The organism is Pseudodesulfovibrio alkaliphilus, from assembly GCF_009729555.1.
Lineage (GTDB): Bacteria > Desulfobacterota > Desulfovibrionia > Desulfovibrionales > Desulfovibrionaceae > Pseudodesulfovibrio > Pseudodesulfovibrio alkaliphilus.
In genome coordinates this window covers 38,119-53,980 of the sequence record NZ_WODC01000007.1, presented here as the reverse complement: position 1 = coordinate 53,980, position 15,862 = coordinate 38,119, and the positions used below count along the sequence as shown (strand labels likewise).

At 59.9% G+C, this 15,862-nt stretch carries 16 protein-coding genes; 6 read left to right on the top strand and 10 right to left on the bottom strand.

Annotated features, from left to right (window positions below):
* Positions 1-7: 7 nt before the first annotated feature.
* From GKC30_RS10975 to GKC30_RS10955, 5 genes are all read left to right on the top strand, one after another.
* Entirely contained in the window at positions 8-1,306 is a 1,299-nt protein-coding gene (locus tag GKC30_RS10975) for a homoserine dehydrogenase (protein ID WP_155934783.1), read from the top strand.
* A 10-nt stretch (positions 1,307-1,316) separates the two neighbouring features.
* On the top strand, positions 1,317-2,516 hold the full coding sequence (locus GKC30_RS10970) for a cofactor-independent phosphoglycerate mutase (protein WP_155934782.1): 1,200 nt from the start codon (positions 1,317-1,319) through the stop codon (positions 2,514-2,516).
* Positions 2,513-2,932 (top strand): acyl-CoA thioesterase, encoded by a 420-nt coding sequence (locus GKC30_RS10965; protein ID WP_155934781.1) that lies wholly within the window; start codon positions 2,513-2,515, stop codon positions 2,930-2,932. Before GKC30_RS10970 ends, GKC30_RS10965 begins: the two co-directional genes overlap by 4 nt.
* Positions 2,933-3,058: 126 nt before the next feature.
* Entirely contained in the window at positions 3,059-3,892 is an 834-nt protein-coding gene (locus tag GKC30_RS10960; protein WP_155934780.1) for an amidohydrolase family protein, read from the top strand.
* A 127-nt stretch (positions 3,893-4,019) separates the two neighbouring features.
* A complete protein-coding gene (locus GKC30_RS10955) occupies positions 4,020-4,247 on the top strand; it encodes a YgdI/YgdR family lipoprotein (protein ID WP_155934779.1) in 228 nt (75 codons plus the stop codon).
* Positions 4,248-4,313: 66 nt separating this feature from the next.
* Here GKC30_RS10955 and dgt read toward each other — a convergent pair whose 3' ends face one another.
* The 9 genes from dgt to GKC30_RS10910 all read right to left on the bottom strand — a co-directional run bounded on the left by dgt (position 4,314) and on the right by GKC30_RS10910 (position 13,834).
* Complete coding sequence (dgt, locus tag GKC30_RS10950; RefSeq protein ID WP_155934778.1) at positions 4,314-5,591, bottom strand: dGTP triphosphohydrolase; 1,278 nt, start codon at positions 5,589-5,591, stop codon at positions 4,314-4,316.
* Positions 5,592-5,629: 38 nt separating this feature from the next.
* Positions 5,630-7,165 (bottom strand): ABC transporter ATP-binding protein, encoded by a 1,536-nt coding sequence (locus GKC30_RS10945; protein ID WP_155934777.1) that lies wholly within the window; start codon positions 7,163-7,165, stop codon positions 5,630-5,632.
* Positions 7,166-7,168: 3 nt separating this feature from the next.
* Complete coding sequence (locus tag GKC30_RS10940; RefSeq protein ID WP_155934776.1) at positions 7,169-8,086, bottom strand: ABC transporter permease; 918 nt, start codon at positions 8,084-8,086, stop codon at positions 7,169-7,171.
* Between the two features lie 5 nt (positions 8,087-8,091).
* Positions 8,092-9,162, bottom strand: a complete 1,071-nt coding sequence (locus GKC30_RS10935; RefSeq protein WP_155934775.1) for an ABC transporter permease — start codon at positions 9,160-9,162, stop codon at positions 8,092-8,094.
* A 12-nt stretch (positions 9,163-9,174) separates the two neighbouring features.
* Positions 9,175-10,344 carry a BMP family ABC transporter substrate-binding protein gene (locus GKC30_RS10930; protein ID WP_196772861.1) on the bottom strand — a complete coding sequence of 390 codons (1,170 nt, stop codon included), beginning with the start codon at positions 10,342-10,344 and terminating at the stop codon, positions 9,175-9,177.
* A gap of 122 nt (positions 10,345-10,466) precedes the next feature.
* On the bottom strand, positions 10,467-10,949 hold the full coding sequence (gene gpt, locus GKC30_RS10925; RefSeq protein ID WP_155934774.1) for a xanthine phosphoribosyltransferase: 483 nt from the start codon (positions 10,947-10,949) through the stop codon (positions 10,467-10,469).
* A gap of 137 nt (positions 10,950-11,086) precedes the next feature.
* Positions 11,087-12,055: a glucokinase gene (locus GKC30_RS10920; protein WP_155934773.1), complete on the bottom strand. Its 969-nt coding sequence runs from the start codon at positions 12,053-12,055 to the stop codon at positions 11,087-11,089.
* 145 nt (positions 12,056-12,200) lie between these two features.
* Entirely contained in the window at positions 12,201-13,085 is an 885-nt protein-coding gene (locus tag GKC30_RS10915) for a motility protein A (protein ID WP_155934772.1), read from the bottom strand.
* A gap of 17 nt (positions 13,086-13,102) precedes the next feature.
* Positions 13,103-13,834, bottom strand: coding sequence for an OmpA/MotB family protein (locus GKC30_RS10910; RefSeq protein ID WP_155934771.1), 732 nt, complete (start codon positions 13,832-13,834; stop codon positions 13,103-13,105).
* A gap of 221 nt (positions 13,835-14,055) precedes the next feature.
* Here GKC30_RS10910 and GKC30_RS10905 point away from each other — a divergent pair, with 221 nt between their 5' ends.
* Positions 14,056-14,673, top strand: coding sequence for a Maf family protein (locus tag GKC30_RS10905; RefSeq protein WP_155934770.1), 618 nt, complete (start codon positions 14,056-14,058; stop codon positions 14,671-14,673).
* Between the two features lie 13 nt (positions 14,674-14,686).
* Here the strand turns inward: GKC30_RS10905 and GKC30_RS10900 are convergent, their stop codons facing one another.
* A complete protein-coding gene (locus GKC30_RS10900) occupies positions 14,687-15,802 on the bottom strand; it encodes an FkbM family methyltransferase (RefSeq protein WP_155934769.1) in 1,116 nt (371 codons plus the stop codon).
* Between the last annotated feature and the right edge of the window lie 60 nt (positions 15,803-15,862).

Genomic DNA, 15,862 nt, shown 5'->3' with positions numbered 1-15,862 from the left:
GGTTTTCATGGACGTGATACGACTTGGCTTGGCCGGCTTCGGCACCGTCGGCACCGGCCTGGCCCGGATACTGGACATAAACGGAGAGCGCATTGAAAAGCGGCTGGGCAAACGCATAGAGATCAGGCGCGTACTCGTGCGGGATCTCGACAAGACGCGCTCCTTCGATCCCGGCCCGGGCGTGACTTTCACCAGTGATCCCGAAGCCTTGGTCAACGACCCGGACATTGACATCGTGGTCGAGCTGATGGGCGGCCTGGACACGGCCAAGGCGCTGATCCTCAAGGCTTTCGCTGCGGGCAAGCATGTTGTCACGGCCAACAAGCACCTGTTGGCCGTGGACGGCTTGGAACTCTTCGAGGCTGCTGCCGCCAGCGGCACGGGACTCATGTTCGAGGCCAGTTGCGCAGGCGGAATACCCATTGTCCAGACCCTCAAGGAGAATCTGGCCGGCGACGAGATCGTCAAGATGCTCGGCATCATGAACGGCACGGCCAACTACATCCTCTCCGAGATGACCACCAAGGGCATGGATTTTACCACCGCACTGGACGAGGCCAAAGCTCTTGGCTACGCCGAGGCGGACCCCACCTTCGACATCGAAGGACACGATACCGCCCACAAGCTCTGCGTTCTCATCCGCATGGCCTTCGGCGTGGACTACCCCCTGGATACTCTGCCCGTGCAGGGCATCTCCACAGTCACGCCGCTCGACATCGAGTTCGCCCGCCGCTTCGGCTACCGGATCAAGCTGCTGGCCCACGCCAAGAAGGTGGACGACAGGCTCGAAGCGGGAGTCCATCCGGCTCTGGTGCCCTATACCTATCTCCTGGCCCGAGTGGGCGGCAACTACAACGCCGTCCGCCTGGAAGGCAACGCGGTTGGACCTATCATGCTCCACGGGCAGGGTGCAGGCGATCTGCCGACAGGCAGCGCCGTGCTGGCCGACATCATGAACCTCGCCCGCCAGACCGGCGGTCGTTGCCACATGCTTGACAACACGGGCTTTCGCAACCAGCATATCTCAATGGCCGCCATCGTGCCACCGGGCGAATCGGAGTCGAAGTTCTATTTCCGATTCACCGTGGCCGACCGAACAGGTGTCATGGCAGCCATCGCCCGTTCCATGGCTGAACACGGCGTATCCATCGCCCAGGCGGTGCAGGATGGCGAGGCCGGAGCCGAGGGCGTTCCGCTGGTTATCATCAGTCACGAGACCCGGGCCGAGGCCGCCGAAGCCGTCATCGCCGAAGTGGACGCCCTGGATTTCAGCGTCGAACCCTGCGTCTGCTTCAGAATCCTCTAACGGGACCATCATGAAACTTCTCTATCTTGTTGCCGACGGCATGGGCGACTGGCCTCTCGAGGAACTGGGCGGCAAAACCTGCATGGAGGCGGCGCACACCCCTTATATGGACGAGCTGGCCAGGACCGGCATTGTCGGCCGCGCCAAAACTGTGCCCGATGACATGCCCCCCGGCTCGGACGTGGCCAACATGTCCCTGCTCGGCTTTGATCCGGCCCGTCACCACACCGGCCGCGGTCCCATCGAGGCGGCCGCCCAGGGCCTCGTCCTCGACCCGGACGACCTTGTCTGGCGGCTCAATCTGGTCACTGTCTCCAAACTGACCATTGACGGCTACATGCGCGACTACTCCTCCGGCCACATCTCCACCGAGGTTTCGCGCCCGGTCATCGAGGCCCTGCAACAAAAGCTTGGCAACGACACCTACGTCTTTTATCCAGGCGTCCAGTACCGACACCTGCTTGTCCAGAAGGGCGGCGCCTTGACCGATGACGCCCGACTCAAGATCAATCCGCCACACGATATCACCGACAAGCCCATCAAGTACGATCTGCGAGCCTTTTCCCGCAGCTCGCCACTCTGGGACCTCGTCTTTGAGGCGGCCGACCTGCTTGCCGATCGGGATATCAACATGAGCATGGCCAACGCCATATGGCCATGGGGTCAGGGCCGTCCCCTCATGCTACCCGACTTCGCCGAAATCTTCGGCCTGCGAGGCGCGGTCATCTCGGCTGTGGACCTGATCAAGGGATTGGGCAATGCCTCGGGAATGCGTGTCCTTGACATAGAAGGGGCCACCGGCCTGCTCGACACCAATTATCAGGGCAAGGTCGACGCCACCCTCAACTTTCTTGAAAATAACGATTTCGCCTTCGTCCACCTTGAAGGGCCGGACGAGTGCGGTCACGGCGGGAACGCAGCCGAGAAGGTCGAGGCCATCAACCGTTTCGACGCCCGTGTCGTCGCCCCGCTGCTGGCCGCCCTCAAGGGCCGCGACGTGGGCTTCATCGTCACCTGCGATCACTTCACGCCAATCGCCGAGCGCACCCACACCACGGACCCGGTCCCCTTCATCATCAACGGCCCCGGCTGCCCAGCCTCGGGCGTGGATGGATTCAGCGAAAAGACGGCCGCAAGCACCGGCCTGATCCTGGACAAAGGGCATGACCTGCTGCCCTTTGCCCTCAAGACCTTGGGGATGCGGGTATGACCGCCGCCATACAGTTTCCGGCCTCGTCCAGTTGGTACCGCCACTATGTCTCCTATGGAGAAACCGACACTATGGGCGTTCTTTACTATGCCGAATATCTGCACATCTTCGAACGCGCACGGAGTTTTTTCATTCGTGAACATGGCATGAGTTACGCCGAGGTGGAACGGCGCGGCATCATCCTGCCCGTGCGCGAGGCCCAATGCCGCTACCGCGTCCCGGTCCGATTTGACGACGAGATTCTCGTCCATGTCGGCATCACTCGGTGGAACCGGGCCTCCATGCTCTTTGGTTACGAGGTCATGAATCATGACAGGACCGTACTCCATGCCACGGGCATGACCGAACACGCCGCCGTGGACGCCACCGGCAGGCCTGTGCGCGTACCAGACTGGCTGCGTGAACTCTTTGCCTGATCACCCTTTCCCTTTTGACAAACCACCCCCTTTTATCTTGAAACTCATCAAGATCGTGATGCTTTCTTAACGGAAACACCTTAAACAAGCGTTTACATCCTGCCGAGCCTCTGGCACACTTTGCCTATGTTCATCGATGCCCACATGCACGCCTTTCATCCAAAAATCGCACAAAAGGCACTCGCTCAACTGGATGACCACTACACCATCACCCCGGTGGGCACCGGCACCTTGGACGATCTGCTGAACCGGCTTGACCGGGCGCATCTTGACTCGGCCGTGGTCCTTACCGCCGCCACCACCCCGGCCCAGGTCATTCCGGCCAACGACTGGGCGCTGTCCATCAAACGGGACCATCCCCGGCTCATCCCTTTCGGCACGGTTCATCCCGGCTTCAAGGCCATGGAAGACGAGCTAGACAGGCTGGAGGAAAACGGGATCAAGGGCTTGAAATTCCACCCGGATTTTCAGGGTTTTCGACTCGACGATCCGGCACTGTACAATGTCATGGAAATGGTCGGAGACCGATTCGTCTGCCTTTTCCATGTTGGCGACACCCTGCCGCCCGACGACAATCCCTCATGCCCGAGAAAACTTGCCCAATTGCGCAAGGTCTTCCCGGCTCCGGTCATGATCGCCGCTCACATGGGCGGTTACCGCCACTGGGAATACGCCCTGGAACATCTGGCGGCCACGGACGTGCTGGTGGATTCGTCAAGCACCCTGGATTTCGTGGACGACGCCATGTTGCTGCGCCTCTACCGCGCCTTTGGCAGCCGCCGTATCCTCTTTGGCAGTGATTATCCCCTGTTCGATCCGGGCTGCGAGATTGAGCAGCTCCGGCGACGCCTTAGCCTCTCCACTATAGAGCTTGAGGCCATCCTGGGCAACGCTGCTGATATCCTGATGCCGGGAAATGCCACCTTTTTCTCTGATAACGATCACTCGGATGCTGCCTGAGCCCCATTTGTTCATTCCACTTGCTGCATCGCCCAATCAACCTGAGCTGACAGAAAATTGTTGCCCCGGGAAACTGTGAACGTGTATGGTAGCAATATTAGACCTTCTCAACCATGGGGGATATGTCATGAAACGAATTTTCGCCGCCATGCTGGCCCTTGCCATGCTCCTGTCGCTGACCGCTTGCGGAAGCAAGAGCTATGAAGTCACCACCAAGACGGGTAGGACCTTCAACACCCAAGGCTCGCCCAAGTACGACATGAAGAGCGAGACCTACACGTTCACGGATGAGGAAGGAAAAGAAGTGATCATCAATCAGTCCGACGTGGACATCATCCGCGAAAGCGGCAAGTAGCCACTCCAGATTCCGAGCTTGCAAGCCCCCGGTCGCGTGACAGGGGGCTTTCCAGTGCCCTGCACCTCAGATCAGGTCGATTATGGAGCCGAAACCGGGATCAAAAAGCCGCTTGTGGGTTCGGACGACGAATCCATCGGTCATGCCCGAGATATAGTCGCAAAGCATACGTCTGCGACCGTGCGGGTCGTCGCATCCGAGAATGGCCGCGTGGTAATGATCCGGCAGCAGCCGCAAGATGGAGTTCGCCTTGCCGACATACTCATCCTCAAAAACCGCAAAAACCTTGCGCAGGATGATACCTCCCTTGTATTCGAGCTGATGCACCTGCGGAGTGCGAAACACCAGATCTCTGGCCAGTTTCTGCATGAGTTTGCAGCGTTGACCGACCTCGGGAGGCACCGAGATGTCGTATAGGTAGCGATTTGTCCTCTCGGCCAGCGGGTTGTCGCGGCGGACCAGGGCCGTAGCGTGGATGAACTGGCCGATAAGCCGCGCCAGAAACGGGCCGAAACCGTCGTTCAAGACCGCATCGCACAAGGCATCGAGAAACCCAATGTCCTCGGTATCCAGTCCGGGTGCCTGTTCGTCCCGCCAATTGCGCAGTTTCTTGATGGAGATGAATCCGGCACGAATGGAATCATCCAGGTCATGGACCGAATAGGCGATGTCATCGGCCCAGTCCATGATCCTGCATTCCAATGATTTGAATGAATTCAGTTCTTTCCCGGAGTTGAAAAGATCACGCAGGCACATGCCCGGGCTGATGAAGTCGAGCACCTCCTCCTGGTTGTCGTAGAGAAAATGCCTGTCCTTGTCGGCCGAATCCCGAAACAGCGTTTTGTACTTGAGCATCCCGTCAAGAAAAGCCCTGGTGGGCTTCATGCCGGTCCAAACCGCCTTCTGGCGGTAGAACAGGCCCACCAGGATGCGCAGATTCTGGGCGTTGCCCTCGAAGCCCCCGGACGGGCGCATCAGCTCATTGAGCGCCCTCTCCCCGGCATGGCCGAATGAGGGATGTCCGATGTCATGCGCCAGACAGATGGATTCCACCAGATCCTGGTCAATGTGAAATCCGTCGCCAAGCTCGGCCGCAGAGCGGTTGAGATGGTTGACGATGGAACGCCCGATCTGGGAGACCTCGATGGAATGGGTTAGCCGGGTGCGATAAAAGTCGAACTCGCCCGAGAGAAAAACCTGGGTCTTGGACTGGAGCCGCCGAAAGGCAGGAGAATAGATAATACGGTCTCGGTCCTGCTCGAAAGGGGTGCGCCCCTTGTCGTGGCGGGACTGCCCATGTCCGATGCTCTCGGTGTCGAAATCGGTGTAAAAACCGTTTTCCATTGGTTCCCCCGCAGGATAGTGAGCCCCGCCGTGTCGGTCTATTCCAGAACTCCGGCCATAAGCGGACCGATGCGGCTTGGCGTGTCTTCTTCAGAAGTGGGCAGCATGCCGAGGATGCGGCCGCGATACATGACGGCGATCCGGTCCGCCAGTTGCAACGCCTCGTTGAGATCGCCAGTGACCAGGAGAACACCCGCCATCTCGCGTGCTTCGAGCAGCCGCCGCCAGACCTCTTCGGTGGCCGAAACATCAAGCCCCTGAGTGGGCTGCTCGGCCACGATGAAGCGCGGCTGGCGGTACAACTCGCGAGCCAGCACGGCCTTTTGCAGGTTGCCGCCGGAAAGTTGCCAGGCCAGGGCATGAATACGGCCTGGCCGGATATCGTATTTCTTGATCAGTTCCTCAGTGTCGCGCTCGGCACGACGTTTGTCGAGCCACATCCCCCTGGCGAACCCCTTGCGCGTGGTCAGCAGCAAGTTGTCCACAAGGTTCTGGTTGCGCATGGTGGCCAGACCGAGCCGATCCTCGGGAATGTAGCACATGGACCGATTCCAAGTGGATTCGGCGAAGAACTTGCGCCATGGCTGGCCCATGATGAAGACGGTGTCAACGGGCGGCTTGACCAGCCCCGTGACGGCCTCCACCAGCTCCTTTTGCCCGTTGCCCGCCACGCCGACAACGGCCACGATCTCGCCCTGACGCACCTCCAGGTTGACATCTGTCAGCCCAATGCCCGTCATGTCCCTGATTTCAAGCACCGGCTCGCCGATCTCTACAGGTTGGCGGTCCACCTCAAGCAGCACCTCCTTGCCCACCATGCGCGAGGCCAGTTCGGCCTTGGATTCGATGGCGGTCGGGTCCAGCTCGCCTTCAATTCGACCACGCCGGAGGATGGCAATCTCGTCGGCCAGGGCAATGACCTCCTCCAGCTTGTGGCTGATAAAGATGACCGACTTGCCCTGCTCTGTCATGCGCCACAGTGCTTCAAAGAGCCTGTTGGTCTCCTCGGGCGTGAGCACGGCCGTGGGCTCGTCAAAGATGAGAATGCGGCTTTTGCGATAAAGCAACTTGAGAATCTCCACCAATTGGCGCTCGCCCATGGACAGGTCGCTAATGCGCCGCGAAACGTCAACGGCCAGTCCGTATTCCTCGGCCAAGGCGGCCACCCGAGCCTCCATCTCGTCCGGCTTGATGAAAAACCCACCCTCCTGGCCGAGCAGCACGTTTTCCGCCACGGTCATGGAATCCACAAGCATGAAATTCTGGTAGACCATGCCGATCCCGGCGGCGATGGCGTCTCTTGAGGACTCGAAGCGCACGGGGTGACCATCCACCTCCATGGAACCGGAGTCGGGCTTGTAGCGACCGGCCAGCATGCTCATCAAGGTGGACTTGCCCGCCCCGTTTTCGCCAAGAAGCGCCTTGATGCGGCCGCAGTGGATATCAAGGTTGATGGCATCGTTGGCCAGCACCTTGCCAAAACGCTTGGTCACGTCCTTAAGCCTGACCACGGGCACGGCCCCATCGGGCAGCGCCCTCACCCGAGCGGGCCGGACATAGCGCAATTCGGACATGGGCTAGGCCTCCGGCTCAATATTGGTGCCCAAAGCGGCCGGGGCGTCGATGCGGCGACCGCGCCAAGCCGAGAAGATGAGCACCAAAATGGTCAGCAGGTAAGGGAGCATCAGAAGCAGCGATGACGGGATGTGGGTTCCCATGGCCTGAAGTCGAAGTTGAAAGGCCATCACCCCGCCGAAGAGATAGGCCCCGATCACTGCCCGGCCCGGCCGCCAGAAGGCAAAGATGACCAGAGCAACGGCGATCCAGCCGCGCCCACCGGAAAGACCGTTGGTCCACAGATGGGTATAGGCCAGCGAAAGATACGCCCCGCCAAGGCCGATGAGAAATCCGCCAGTCAGCACTGCGAAATAGCGCAAGGCCACGGGCTTAAGGCCGACCGCAGCCGCAGCGGCGGGCATTTCCCCCGTGGCCGTGACGTGAAGCCCGAGACTGGTCCGTCGGAAGAAGACCCAAAAGAGCAAGGGAATGACAAAAGAAATGTAGACCAGCATGTCCTGGCGGAAGAAGATGTCGCCGACCACGGGAATAGCCGAAAGCAGCGGGAAGGCGAAAGGATCGAAGCCGGGAGCGGCAAGCCCAACGTAGGGAACGCCGAGAAAGGTACTCACGCCAAGACCGAGAATGGTCAGGGCCAGGCCGGAAACCACCTGGTTGCCAAGGCAGGTGATGCAGACAAAGGCGTGGAGCGAGGCGAAGAGGAGTCCAGCCGTACCGCCAGCCAGAAAGGCGAGCCAGGGCGAACCTGTGGCAAAGCTGGTCACAAAGGCGGCCAGGGCGGCCACAGCCATGATCCCCTCGACCCCCAGGTTGAGCACCCCGCCCTTCTCGGTCATCATCTCGCCCAGAGTGGCGTAGAGGATCGGTGTGCCCGACTGCACCGCGGCGGCCATGAGCGGTATGGTGAATTCCCACATGGGCGTCACTCCTCCCCTTCAAGCGGGACGCGCTCGATGCGGTAAGTCAGAAAGAACTGGCCGGCCAGCACCGTAAGCAGGATCATACCTTCCATGATCACGCCGAAGGCGGCCGGGATCTGCAACTCAAGCTGAAGGTTCTCCACCCCCACCCGCAGGGCGGCCAGCAGAAAGGAGCCAAAGGCGATATTGAGGGGTTCGAGCCGGGCCAGCCAAGCCACCACAATAGCCGTATAGCCATACCCCACCATCAGGCTGGGCTGCAATCGATTGAGCACGGCCGAGGTCTCGATGCACCCGGCCCAACCGGCAAATCCGCCGGAGAGACACATGACGAACATGGTCAGCAGACCGTAGCGGATCTTGGCATAGCGGGCCACGCGGGCTCCCTCTCCGCTGGCCTTGAGCTCGAAACCGAGACGGGTGAAGCGCATGAAAGCCCACAACCCGGTGCCAACCACGGCGCAGAAGAGCAGACCCCAATGAACACGGCTCGTGCCGATGCCCACGATGACCGCCCCGGAAGTGAACTCTGGCGTCATGGGAAAACCGAAGCTGGTCGGGTCCTTCCATACGCCAAAGACAAGGTAGTCAAGAAGGAGGATGGCGATGTAGTTAAGCATCAATGTCGAGATGATCTCGTTGACGCGCAGCTTGAGCTTGAGCACGGCCGGGATGAAGGCCCAGGTTCCGCCCAGCAGGAAGGCCATGATGAACATGAGCGGCATCAGCCCGTACCATGGCAGATGCGGGAAACTGAGCGCCATCCAGGTGGCCCCGATGGCCCCCAGGGCGAATTGCCCCTCGGCCCCGATGTTCCATATTTGCATCCGAAAAGCCACGGCCACGCCGAGAGAACACAGGAACAGAGGTATGGCTTTGAGCAGCGCCCCCTCAAGGGCCCAGAGATTGCCAAAGCTCCCTTCCCAGAGGATGAGCATCCCCTGCAGGGCGTCCTTGCCCTGCCCCGCAAGGAGCAGGCCGCTCACGACCAGCGAAAAGAGCAGGGCGCCCAGGAAAATGACCAGGGCGCCCCACTTCCAGGGTTCATCTCGTTTTCGTATCTTCAGTGCCATCTGTCCGAGTCTTTACTCGGCCGAACCGACGACGCCTTCCACGAACCAGGTCATGCCGAGCATTTCCTCGTCAGTCATGGAAGTTCCCTCGGGAACGGCGATCTCGCCCTGCTGGTTCTTGATGGGACCGGCGAACACGGTGTCAACGCCGTTCATCATCTCGTCGCGCTTGGCCAGCACCATGGTCTTGACATCCTCTGGGACCATCGGCCCCATGGGCGCGATGTCCACCACACCGTCACGCATGGACCACCACAGCGCCTGATCGCCCTGCCAGGAGCCGTCGCGCACCTGTTCCACCGTCTTGACATACATGGGCGCCCAGTTCCACATGGCCGAGGTCAGGTGCGCCTTGGGCGCAAAGGAAGACATGTCGGAATTGTAGCCTACAGAGTAGGCTCCGGCTTCCTGTGCTGCTTCCTGCGGGGCCGGGGAATCCTGATGCTGTGCGATGACATCGCAACCCGCGTCGAGCAGGCTCTTGGCAGCGTCCTTCTCCAGAGCCGGGTCATACCAAGTCTTGGTCCAGACCACGCGCACCTCGGCCTCGGGGTTGGACTGACGCACACCCAGGGCATAGGCGTTGATGCCGCGGATGACTTCGGGAATGGGGAAGGCGGCCACGTAACCGAGCCTGTTGGACTTGGTCATGGCACCGGCCACCAGACCTGTCAGGTAACGAGCCTGATAGATGCGGCCGAAGTAGTTGTTGACGTTCTCGGACTTCTTGAAGCCGGAGCAGTGCATGAACCGGACGCCGGGAAATTCCTTGGCCACCTTGATGGTCGGGTCCATGTAGCCGAAGCTGGTGGTGAAGATGATGTCGAAATCCTTGCGGGCCATGTTGCGAATGACGCGCTCGGAGTCGGCGCCTTCGGGCACGGACTCGACATAGGACGTTGTGGCAAAATCCAGAGCCTCAACGGCCTTGCGGCCCAGATCATGGGCATAGGAGTAGCCCGCATCGCCCACGGGCGAGACGTAAACAAATCCGGCTTTGACCGTCTTCTCCTCGGCAGGAGCGGCCTCTTCCGCAGCCTCGGTGGCTCCGTCGGGGGTAGCCTCGGATTTGGCCGGTGCCTCGGCCTTAATCTCCTCGGGTGCTTCGGCGCAGGCGAAAAGGGACAGCATGAGCGCCAGCGACAGGGCGGACGCAGCGATAAGTTTCATCATTTTTTTCATCGTGGACCTCTCCATGTGCGTTTATATCAACCAATAATATCCCAGCATGATTCTTTGGGCAACACCCACTTCCATGAAGCGAACTTCATCACTTCGTAATATCTGAATATTTATTTTCAACTCTACCCTGAGGTCTGGATGATGGGCTGGACGAACTGGGTGCCGGCATCCCACGGAAAAAGTATCCAGGTATCCTGGCTGACCTCGGTAATGAAGGTTTCGACCATGGGCCTCCCGGCGGGCTTGGCATAGACGGTGGCAAAATGGGCCTTGGGCACCATGTCGCGGGCAATCTGCGCGGTTTTGCCAGTGTCCACAAGGTCGTCGATGAGCAGCCATCCTTCGCCGTCGTTATCCACAGTCTTGAGTACCGTGGCAGTGCCCTGATTCTTCCAGTCGTAGCTGGCAAGACAGATGGTGTCGATGAGACGGATGTCCAGTTCGCGGGCGATGATGGCCGCAGGCACGAGCCCGCCCCGAGTGATGGCAACGATGCCCTTCCACGGCCCCTTCTCCATCAACCGCCACGATAAGGCGCGACAGTCACGCTGCAACTGTTCCCAGGAAACGGGATACATCTTCTGGTAGCGGCTCTGGTCACCCATGTTGGTCGATCTCCTGGCTTTTATCCAAGGGGAAGGAACGGAAGAACAGTGCATTTACCCTTGTTCGTCCGATTAATCAAGGAATTGTGACAGGCCAGACAAGACAGGCACAACACACTGCTTTTTATAGATATAAATTACAAACAAGGCGCTATGGGCACTCCCTCGTCCGCCAGCCACTGCACGCCATGAATGGCCGCGCCGTAGAGGCCGCTACGGTCATCTGCATTGAGCCGCACTGGTAGTGTGCACAAAAAATCGGCATGGGTGGAGCAACTGCGGAATTCATCCAGAAATTCTGGGATAGTGACGAACAGGGCGTTTCTGGCGGCCACCCCGCCTCCGATTACCAGGCCGCCCCTGGACATGACAGCCAAGGCCCAGTTGCGGCACGCCCGGCCGTAGAACCGGGCAAACCATCTGGCTGTGGGGCTTTCAGGGGTGATGACGGCGGAAATGTCGGCAGGAGAAAGCCACTGGCCCGTAAGATGGGCATGAAGAAGACGCAACCCCGGACCAGAGACCACCACATCGGCCTCGGCGCAGCCGCGCCCGGTCTCGCGGCGGACAAACGCCTCGAATTCGGCCTCGTCAGATCCAGTGAAGGGAAAAGCCATGTGCCCCGCCTCGGATGCCAAGGCGATCCACCTTCCCCGGTCTGGAATCAACGCGGCATGGCCGAGTCCCGTGCCCGCGCCGATGATCCCCACCACTCCGTCCGGGTTGGCCTGACCCGGCTGGAGAATCCGGGCGTGGTCCATGACCCGGCTGCGGCAGGCCTGGGCCTGGGCCGCGAAGTCATTGATCAGGCAGGCCCGATCCGCGCCAAGTTCAACATCGCCCAGATCCAAGTCCCAAGGCACGTTGGGCAGTCGGCATCTGGTTCCGTCGACAACCGGACCGGCCACGGCCAGCACCGCTGCATCAAAGCCAGAGTCAAGGGCGAAGCCGCTCTCCCGAAGCTGGTCGATCAGGTGGGCAAAGGATGTGGCCTCACGGGAGGCGAGCCACCGGGCTTCTCCCATGTCAAGCACACCGCTCACAGCCTTGAAGACCGCAAATCTGCTATGAGTGCCGCCTATGTCGGCAGCCAGAATTCTGACCATGTCCTGCCCTCCGCCATGAGGGCAATCTAGCACAATCGGCGGCGAATGACAGCCCGCAGGGGATTGAAACCTGCAAATCCGCCAAGGGCTGATTCGCTCGGTGAATGCCGCGACCGTCAGAGCAGAACGCGAAGAGAGCGGAAGCTTACGCGACCCGACTCACCGCAGCATCGTTTTCTTCCCGGGCTTCGTCAGGGGTGACGAGGTCTTCCACATCCAGGGGGCTGCTGCGTTTTTCAACATATTTGCGGGTGATGCGACGCAGGGTCTCGGTCTTACCCTCGCGCTCGCTGGGGCTGAGAAATGAAGCGAGCTTGCGCTCGAGTTTGTAGGAATTCTGCTCCTTGCTGATGGCCACGATGCCTTCCAGTACGAGCTTTTGATTCAAAAGTTCCACCCTCGTCGAGTAATTAATATTTTCAGCTATGGGTGAAAAGACGAGGTTGCTAAGAACCAATCCATAGAGGGTGGATATGAAGGCCACGGGGATGTTCTTGAGAATGACGGCCGTATCGTTGATGCCCATAAGCAGGCCGATGAGCCCGATGACGCTGCCCGCCACACCGAAAGCCGGGGCCATTTTCGCCATGGTCTGGAAAAACCGCTCGCTCTGCTGTCGGCGCAGTGTGAAGAAGGCCATCTCGGTATTGAGTGTCTCGCGGATTTCCTCCTCCTTGTAGTTATCCACAAGAAGGATAAGACCGTTCTTCAGAAACGAACTGGTGGCCCTGGCTTCGCTTCGTTCCAGGGAAAGCAGCCCGTCCACCTTGCTCTTGACCGAGAGGTCGAGCAGGGTGTTGACGATCTCGCCGGGGGTGACGTGGCCATTGGTGTAGGCGTTTTTGGCCACCTTGAAGGCGTTACGGATGTGGGCCGTCGGATAACTGACGAGCATGGCCGCGCAAAGACCGGAAACCACCACCAGGAACGCGGCCAGATTCCAGTAGGCCGAAGCGGCGCCTGTCAACAGAAAACTGCCTACGAAAAGCAGCAGGCTGAGTATCACGCCGATGAGATTTTTTCGATTCATGGCTTCCTCCGACCGGGTCAGTTTTCGTTGATAATGAGAATTTCCACGCGCCGGTTCATTGCCTGATTGCCTGGATTGGTGCCGGGCAGTTCGGGATGGAGCGCCCCCCTGCCGGTGATGGTCACTCGCCTTGGATCAACGCCGAAGCGGTTCATGAGCAAATCCGCCACAGCGGCCGCCCGGCCGGTGGACAGAGCAAATCCGCCCATGGCACCACCCCCCTCGGCCTCGTCTTCTGACGCATGACCCACCACATGGACCATGCCCACACTCAGACGGGCGACAGCTGATACCTCCTGAAGATACTGCTCCGCTTCAGCCCCTGTCCCCTGCTCTCCTGCACGAAAGAAAAGATCGCCACGCAGACTGACGCGCACTCGCCCCGCCCCTTCGCGGATCACTGTCACCCCATCGGCACGCGAACGGAAAAGCACCTGGTTATCTGCCATACGCACCGTGTCCCGCGAGCCATGGGTGTCTGCCCGGGACGAGAGTTGTCCGATGAGCCCGACAAGCGGATCAAGCGCCCCCATGTCCCGCGCCTGTTCCGCGCTTTGTCGGCTGAAGAGCACCCGCACATCCTGGTGGGTGCTGGCGTAAATGAACAAGACCACGAAAAGCACGAACATGACCATCATCAGGTCTGCCCAGGGCACGGCCCAATCGTTCACTCCCGTGGAACGCCCCCCCCCTTCAATCTGGTCGAAAGAGGATAGTCCCTTGGCGAAATCAATGTTGATGTCTGGCATGGTTCTCCCGCGCCTGAGGCGCACCCGCACTGAAGCAAGAACCACGCCATGAACGCAACCCTGCGAAATGGCGTCATTCCATAACCCAAAGCCGACGAAAACCCGCCGCTCATCACTCCCCGCGGCGGAATTACGTCGCCCACAGGGGAGCAACAGACGCAAAGCGACCCCCCAAATGCTTCATTGACTGTCCTGCAAAAGTGAGCCAGCTTCAGGCCACCATGAAACAGCGCACTCCCGGCCCATTCACGTCCACGGTTCCCATCGTCCTCGCCTCTGCCTCCCCCCGCAGGCGGGAGTTGCTGGCCGATCTCGGCCTTGATTTCGAGGTGGTTCCCAGCCGGGCAACAGAACCCGCACCGCTGCCCGGGGAAAAGGCCGACGACTATGCAGGTCGCATGGCGAGAATGAAAACCATGGAAGTTGCTGAACGGTTTCCAGAACGTACCGTGCTCGGTGCGGACACCATTGTGGTCCTCGGTGACAGGATCATGGGCAAACCGTCCGACCCCGGCAATGCCCTGTCCATGCTCACAGCCCTCTCGGGCCAGACCCACCAGGTAATTTCCGCCTTCTGCCTGATGACCCCTGGCCGCACCCCCCTGACCCGAGCCGTGACAACCGATGTGGACATGCGCGCCTCAACCGAGGCCGAGTTACGCGCCTACATCGCAACCGGCGAGCCCATGGACAAGGCCGGGGCCTACGCCATCCAAGGCGTGGGCACCTTCCTGGTCACGGCCATCAGGGGGTCATACACCAACGTCGTGGGGTTGCCGGTTGCACGGGTGCTGGAGGCACTGGTCGAGGGGGGACTCGTCCGGCCCCGGAATAGCTGAAGGCGAGCCTCCCCTACTTCTTTCTGGGGCTGGCGTAGAGAATCGTCTCATGCAGGGCCGCATGATGATGGCCTAAATAATAGCTATAGCCGCCTGAGATTTCACGGATCAGCCTGGGCAGATGATAGAGATCCTTCGGGGTATGGTACAGGGAGATGGCCAGCTTCGGCGTGAACTTGCCTATGGTTTCCATGGCCCCCTTGATGGCCTCGGCCTCGGCCCCTTCCACATCGAGCTTGATCAGGTCAACCCGCTTCAGGCGGCTGGCCTTGACGAACTCGTCAACGGAGATCACCTCGCATTGCACGGAACCCTGGCCACCGCCGCTTGACACATGTGTGCCCTGGCCAGACAGGTTGAAATGCAGGATGTCTTTTCGACTCCACAGCCCCAGCGGCACAACCTGGTAGTTGGGACACCTCTCGCCAAGGGCGTCGTTGGCCTTGCAAAAGCCAACGGGATCAGGCTCAAAACCATAGATTCTTCCTTGCTCGCCCACGGCCCTGGAGAATTGGGTCTGCGCACCGACAAACTCGGAAACACCGCCGTCAACAATGATGTCGCCCTCCTCGGGCCTGACACTGGGGTGGAAATACTCGGGATACTCGGAAACCCTCAGGTAGCCGACATTCCCTGTCTCCAAGGCCCGAATCCGCGCCGCGAAAACCTCCCGGCTCTCTCTGTCCTCGAGTTGGTTGAAAACGAACTCCAGAGAATCTTTGTTCTCATTGAAATAGTTGGGAATGTGTGTGGTGGAAATGACCGCGTTGTAGGGAATGGGCATGAAGTTGAAGAACGAATCGTATCCGACCCGGGCCAAGAGTTTGGCACAATCCGCAAGCACGCCGTAGTCATAGCTATGATGAAAATGTACAATGTCGAACGACACATTGCCTGCAAGCACACTGATGGGGAAGACGTTGATCGGTTGGCCGTTCCTGTCGGCACCGATCTCCCTCGGAAGATTCTGCTTGTGATCGAAGACAAACACCCCCCGGACATTCTGCATCAACGAATCCGGGATGTGCGTGATGGCCGCGGCGCGGCAAACGATGGCCAGATTGTGGCTGTTCGGAAAGGAATTCGGCCGCAGCAGCGGTGCCTTCTTGATGTATTCCAGAAGCCCCATGACATCTCCTTAGTCCCGCGTGAAGGCCGCCACGCCACCGCCATGATAAGGGAGGCCCGG